Annotated in this window: 3 protein-coding genes, 1 rRNA gene and 2 pseudogenes; 2 read left to right on the forward strand and 4 right to left on the reverse strand. The window is 59.0% G+C overall.

Going from position 1 to position 6,457, the window contains the following annotated elements; translation table 11 throughout:
- The 4 genes and pseudogenes from Q0J60_RS06430 to Q0J60_RS06445 form a co-directional block, all read right to left on the reverse strand.
- A 16S ribosomal RNA gene (locus tag Q0J60_RS06430) occupies window positions 1-377 on the reverse strand; the annotation flags it as partial.
- Between the two features lie 556 nt (window positions 378-933).
- A pseudogene (locus tag Q0J60_RS06435) lies at window positions 934-1,925 on the reverse strand (C-terminal binding protein).
- 551 nt (window positions 1,926-2,476) lie between these two features.
- The gene (locus Q0J60_RS06440; RefSeq protein ID WP_294439693.1) at window positions 2,477-3,268 is read right to left on the reverse strand and encodes an ABC transporter ATP-binding protein; all 792 of its coding nucleotides are present in this window, start codon (window positions 3,266-3,268) and stop codon (window positions 2,477-2,479) included.
- A 321-nt stretch (window positions 3,269-3,589) separates the two neighbouring features.
- Window positions 3,590-3,973: a RidA family protein gene (locus tag Q0J60_RS06445; protein ID WP_294439695.1), complete on the reverse strand. Its 384-nt coding sequence runs from the start codon at window positions 3,971-3,973 to the stop codon at window positions 3,590-3,592.
- A 490-nt stretch (window positions 3,974-4,463) separates the two neighbouring features.
- On the opposite strand from Q0J60_RS06445, the gene ilvA reads away from it, so the two are divergent.
- A complete protein-coding gene (gene ilvA / locus Q0J60_RS06450; protein ID WP_294439698.1) occupies window positions 4,464-5,675 on the forward strand; it encodes a threonine ammonia-lyase in 1,212 nt (403 codons plus the stop codon).
- A gap of 205 nt (window positions 5,676-5,880) precedes the next feature.
- Window positions 5,881-6,457, forward strand: a pseudogene (locus Q0J60_RS06455) (2-isopropylmalate synthase); the annotation flags it as partial.

The raw sequence follows: 6,457 nt of genomic DNA on the forward strand, positions 1-6,457 counted from the left end.
CCCCCATTGCGCAAAATTCCCCACTGCTGCCTCCCGTAGGAGTCTGGGCCGTGTCTCAGTCCCAATGTGGCCGATCGGCCTCTCAGCCCGGCTACCCGTTGTAGGCACGGTGGGCCGTCACCCCGCCGTCTACCTGATGGGCCGCGACCCCATCCCCCGCCGCATACGCTTTGCCGGCAGCTCCATGCGAAGCTGCCGGATCGCCCGGTATTAGCCGCCCTTTCGGGCGGTTGTCCCGGGGCGGGGGGCAGGTTGGTCACGTGTTACTCACCCGTTCGCCACTCTATACGCGCCCGAAGGCGCCTTACTCGTTCGACTTGCATGTGTTAGGCACGCCGCCAGCGTTCATCCTGAGCCAGGATCAAACTCTCCGTTGAAGGTCCGAGGCTCGCGCCTCGGCAACGTTTCAAGAATCGATCCGGGTTCCCCGGAGCTCTATGCTCCGTCCTGGCTTATTCTCTCTCACTCCACAGTATCCGGTTCTCAAGGTTCCCCCAGTTCCCGGGCTATTTCCGGGTTGGGTTCGCGTCGCAAGTTCGTTGCTGGCGCGAGGAAGTATATTATCTCGTGCCCTGCCCGGTGTCAAGAACTTTTTTCAGAAATTTGAAAATTTGCTCTTGCCGATGCTTCGGAGCTTTGCAGTGGCTTGCGCCCTGCTCGCCTTCGAAGCGGCTCGCCCTTGCGGCGGGGTTGTTATTATACGGAAGTCATTTCGAATGTGAAGCACTAATTTTCGTCTCCACAACTCTGCAACACTTCCTTTTGGGAGGTGCGTTTCTTTGCGCTTGGTACCCCTGCATACGACTCCACAAAGCCTTGTGCTTTCCTGAGCATATCCCACTAATGGAGCCGCACTAGCCCTCTGCCCGCCTATATATCTATCTATAGAGGCGGCACATCCCTATCTACTTATATATGTATATGTCTATCTACTTACCTATATGCCTGCTGAAGCACCTGAGGGTTGAGGCAATCTTTGGGACGCACGCCGCGCAGCACGTCGACTGCGGCCTGGCAGGTTCGCGTGCGCAGCTCGATGCCGCTTTCTTCCGACCAATAGGCGGCATGGGGCGTAAGGACCGTATGCGGCGCCTTCACTATCGGATGGCCAGGATCAAGCGGCTCGCCCTCGAACACGTCGAGCCCCGCTCCCCACAATGCGTTATTTTCGAGCGCGCGAGCAAGCGCAATCGTGTCGACAACCGCCCCGCGTGAGGTGTTGACACGATTGCGCTGGGCTTCATGAGAGAAATAGCGCGCTCGTCTATCAAGTGATACGTTTGCGGCGTAAGCGCCGTATGCACGCTTATTACATCGCTGGTTGCTAAAAGCTCATCGAGCGGCAGAATGGCATACCCCTCTGCCGTCGTCGAGTTTGGCTCAAGCGAACGCGAATAGCACACTACTTCAAATCCCAACCCGGCAGCTTTGCGTGCAGCCGCAGCGCCGATGGCCCCCATGCCCACGATGCCGAGGCGCCTGCCACGCACCTGGCCCAGCGGGCGTGTGCGCGCATAATCCCACACGCCTCGACGGACGTCGGCGTCTTGCTCGTTGATACGGCGCAGGCATGCAAGCGCGAGCGCGATGGCGTGATCGCTCACCACTTCGGTTCCGTAACCTGGCACGTTGCACACGGCAATCCCAAGCTCGGTAGCGGCATCGACATCGATGTTGTCAACGCCCGTACCCGTACGGCTCACAACCTTGAGGCGCGGCGCGAGTGCAGCAAGCGCTTCGCGCGTGATATCGCCGTACGATGAAATGAGCGCATCGGCGCCTTGAGCGTAACGTGCCACTTCTTCGGCATTACAGCGACCTGCATGTACCGTAAGCTCAATACCCGCTCGAGCACACATATTCTCTTCGATGAGGGAATCGGGGAAATCGAAATCGACTATTGCTATACGCTTTGCTGTGCCCATGCGACACTCCTTACCGTACGCTTCGATCCTTTGCGTGCTGCCAGCGACACGCTATACACCTCATGCTCTCTCTGCGCCCCATATTAGCTAGCAAGCCTCCTGCGTGAAAAACGAAGTAGGCTAACGGATTGAAACCTTTGACCTTGTGCGCAACAAAGCGAGCTCGCCATGGCAGTTATCCAAAGTATGTAATCCACCGTTCCGCCTATAAACCTGAATCTCGCCAGTTTTTGCAAGTATGTAATCCGGTTTCGTGTCAATTTTCGGAAACGGAAGGATGGTTGGCGCAGAACCATTCGATCACCGTTCGCAAAAAGACGATCGACCTGGGGAAATGAAAACGCCCGACGCAGAAGGCAATCGAAAGATGAGCCGCGACCCGCAAAATTACTTCAAACTGGATTACATACTCCAGAAAACTGCCAGAAAAGGAAAAATTGAGGGCGCAGGTGGATGACATACTTAAAGAAACTGACATCAAAAGCAAAGAGGCGCCGAGAACTCGCCAGCACAAAAGAGCGCCACACCTCAAGGAGCAGACGGCAGAGGAACTAATACATTCCACGCATACTGTACCAGCCATCGGCCTCGTCGACGGCAAGCGGGACGCCGAAGAGCTCCGTCATGGCCTGGCTGCTTAACATCTTCCGTTTGGGGCCGTCGGCAATTACGGCGGCCTCCTTGATGAGCAGCACGCGGTCGATGGCGGGGATGATGTCCTCAGGATAATGCGTAACGAGCACCACCGAGCAGCCTTCGCTGGCAAGCGTGCGCATGGCGTCGCGTACGTGGTACATGCCTTCGGGATCGAGGCCCGTGCACGGTTCGTCGAACACCAGCACCTCGGGATCGTGCACCAGTTCGCGCGCTACGAGCACGCGGCGCACTTGACCGGTGGAAAGCGTCATCACGTCACGGTCGGCAAGATCGGCTATGCCGAGACGCGCGAGCGATTCGCGAGCCTTGACGAGGACGGCGTCAGAAACCTGGACGTGACGCGGCAGCCCAAGCGTTCCGAACACGCCGCCGCTCACGATGTCTATGACGGGAAGATGCACGCGCACCTGGTCGTGCATCGTAGCGCTGACCACCCCTACGCACGATTTGACATCTGCGAGCGTAGGGCGGGGATTGCCACGAAAGCGCACGGGCGGATTATCGCGATGCAACGGCATGACCTCACGCGTGAACAGCTGGATGAAGGTGGATTTTCCGGCACCATTGGGGCCGAGAAGAGCAATGTGCTCGCCTTCTGCCAGCGCGAAATCGTCCACATGGAGAATCGTTCTACCCGCACGAACCACCGAAACGTCATGCATCTCGAATAGAGGCTGCCCCGTCATGTTTTTCCACCTATCCATTTTCAGGCCATGCCCCACCCTCAAGCGGCAAGCACGGAGCTCAGCGAAGCGATGCGCATCGGACAGAGCTGGCACATCGCTTCTTTATGCATCTATCTAACACTATATATAGATGCGCGTCGCGAGGCACTTCAAATGGGCTCGCCCGAGCATCCCGCGGATTTGGGAGCCGCAGGACGCTCGGGCTCAAATGTCGCGAAGCTTAAAGACCCCGAGAACGAATCGCGGGAATACGTAAGGCTTCGCGGAAACGCCCGAAGCCTCATGGTCAAAGGGCTGCAGCGACACGAAGCCCCAAACCTACTATTGCGCGATGATCTCGGCAATGACCTCGACCTCGACAAGCGCGCCCTTGGGAAGCGCGCCCACCTCAACAGCGGAACGAGCGGGCAGATGTTCGCCGAACGCCTGGGCGTACACGCCGTTGAACGCCGCGAAATCGCCCATGTCATCAAGGAAGCACGTGGTTTTGACCACATGGTCGAAATCGGATCCGGCTGCCTCAAGCAACGCACCGACGTTCTTCATGACCTGAGCGGTCTGCTCCTCAATGGTCGTGCCAACCATCTCGCCCGTCGCGGGATCGAGCGGAATCTGACCGGAGGCGAACAGCAGCCCTCCGACGATGTTGCCCTGAACGTAGGGGCCGATGGCGGCGGGGGCGTTGGGGGTGGATACGGTCTTCATTGCAGTACCTCTTTCTCGCGATGGCCGCACGGACGAAACGGCGAAAGCTGCACGACACGTGACGCGTGGCACACGATGCATGGCGTAAGCGCGGCAAGCGGCGCCGACAACGCCAGACGCGGGCATCCGCAGAGAGCTCGACTCCGCTCCGTCCTATGCGTTTGACGCTATGGTACTCCTCGCGCACGGCAAGACGACCTATGTTTTGTTAAAACTAACGCAACAATTGTCCGTTCGCCCCCGGTGGCGGGTCTCTCTTTAATACAGTACAAGATACCTGTCTGTTCGATTGGGCGGGCCTATGCGCTGCGGCCGCACGACACCCATAGCGCACGTCCACGCTGTCGCTTCTCTGCACGAGGTTCGACGGCGCCCATACGGATAGGCTCTGGCAGCCGGGCGAGCTTCGCCTCTTCCAATTGCCGGATAAAAAGGTATACTGCTTTACTACACTAAATTGGAAAAGTGCACCACGAAGGAACGAGACGATATGCTCACGCTGGACACATTCGAAGAAGCATCTATCCGAGTCAAAGAAGTGACCCAGAAGACCGAGCTTATCGAGAGCCCCCATTTCAGCGAAGCCACCGGCAACAAGGTGTATTTCAAGCCCGAGAACATGCAGCGCACCGGCGCATATAAAGTTCGCGGAGCCTACTACAAAATCAACACGCTGACCGACGAAGAGCGCAGTCGCGGCCTGATTACCGCATCGGCGGGCAATCATGCGCAGGGTGTGGCATTTGCAGCTACCCGCTGTGGGGCGAAATCCATCGTGGTCATGCCTACCACCACCCCGCTCATCAAAGTGGAGCGCACCAAGCATTACGGTGCGGAGGTTGTGCTGCACGGCGACGTATATGACGAGGCATGCGAGAAGGCGCTTGAGCTCGCCGAAGAGCATGGCTACACCTTCATCCATCCGTTCAACGACCTGACGGTTGCCACCGGTCAGGGCACCATCACCATGGAGATCGTCCAGGAGCTACCGCTGGTTGACTATATCCTGGTGCCCATTGGGGGCGGTGGGCTTGCCACCGGCGTATCCACCCTGGCAAAACTCTTGAACCCCCATATTAAGGTCATCGGCGTGGAGCCTGCGGGCGCGGCATGCCTCAAGGCATCGTTCGAGGCCGGACACGTGGTGAAGCTGCCCAGCGTGAACACCATCGCCGACGGCACCGCCGTACAGGAGCCCGGCGACAAGCTGTTCCCCTATTTGCAGGAAAACCTGGACGATATCATCACCATCGAAGATGACGAGCTGATCGTGGCCTTCTTGGATATGGTGGAGAACCACAAGATGATCGTGGAGAACTCGGGCTTGCTCACTGTGGCAGCGCTCAAGCACCTGCCGTTCACGGGCAAGAAGGTGGTCTCGATTCTCTCCGGCGGCAACATGGATGTCATCACCATGTCTTCCGTGGTGCAGCACGGCCTGATTCAGCGCGACCGCATCTTCACGGTGTCCACGCTTTTGCCCGATCGCCCCGGCGAGCTGGTGCGCGTGGCCTCCATCGTTGCCGAGAACAACGGCAACGTGATCAGGCTGGACCACAACCAATTCGTGAGCACCAACCGCAACGCCGCCGTGGAGTTGCGTCTTACCATCGAGGCCTACGGCACCGAGCACAAGCATCAGATCGTGGACGCGCTCGCCGCCGGGGGCTTCCGCCCCAAGCTTATCCAGGCGCACCTGTAGGTCGCGCCACGAGCTTCGAAGCGGAAACGCCCGAACGTCGCGAACCAAACGGGTCTGCGCCTTATAAATCCTTTCGTCGCCCGGCCGCCCCAAGCGGCCGTTGCAGGCGCCTCGTGCGGCAACGACGACCGGATTACCACGAGGACGCCTCTCATGCAGCCAGCAAACGCCCGGCACGACCGGGCCTGACAAGGAGGTACCTCTCATGACAGGAATGCCCACCCATACCAAATACCAGCCCGGATTCTACATGCCGCCCGAACCGTGCTATGACTGGGTGCAGAAGGACTACATCGAGCATGCGCCCAAATGGTGCAGCGTTGACCTGCGCGACGGCAACCAAGCCCTCATCATCCCCATGAGCCTGGAAGAAAAGCTGGAGATGTGGAAGAAGCTCGTGGCCATCGGCTTCAAGGAGATCGAGATCGGCTTCCCCGCCGCCAGCGAGACCGAGTTCGAGTTCGCGCGCACGCTGATCGAGCAGAACATGATCCCCGAGGATGTGACCATCCAGGTGCTCACCCAGGCGCGCGAGCACATCATCCGCAAGACCTTCGCCGCCCTGGAGGGCTGCAAGACCCCCGTGGTGGTTCACGTGTACAACTCCACCAGCGTGGCGCAGCGCGAGCAGGTGTTCAAGCGCGACCGCGAGCAGATCAAGCGGATCGCCGTTGAGGGCGCCAAGCTGCTCAAGCAGCTGACCGACGAGGCGGGCAACGACAACTTCCGCTTCGAGTACAGCCCCGAGAGCTTCACCGGCACCGAGCCCGAGTACGCTCTGG

Source organism: uncultured Slackia sp., assembly GCF_944321625.1.
Classification (GTDB): domain Bacteria; phylum Actinomycetota; class Coriobacteriia; order Coriobacteriales; family Eggerthellaceae; genus Slackia.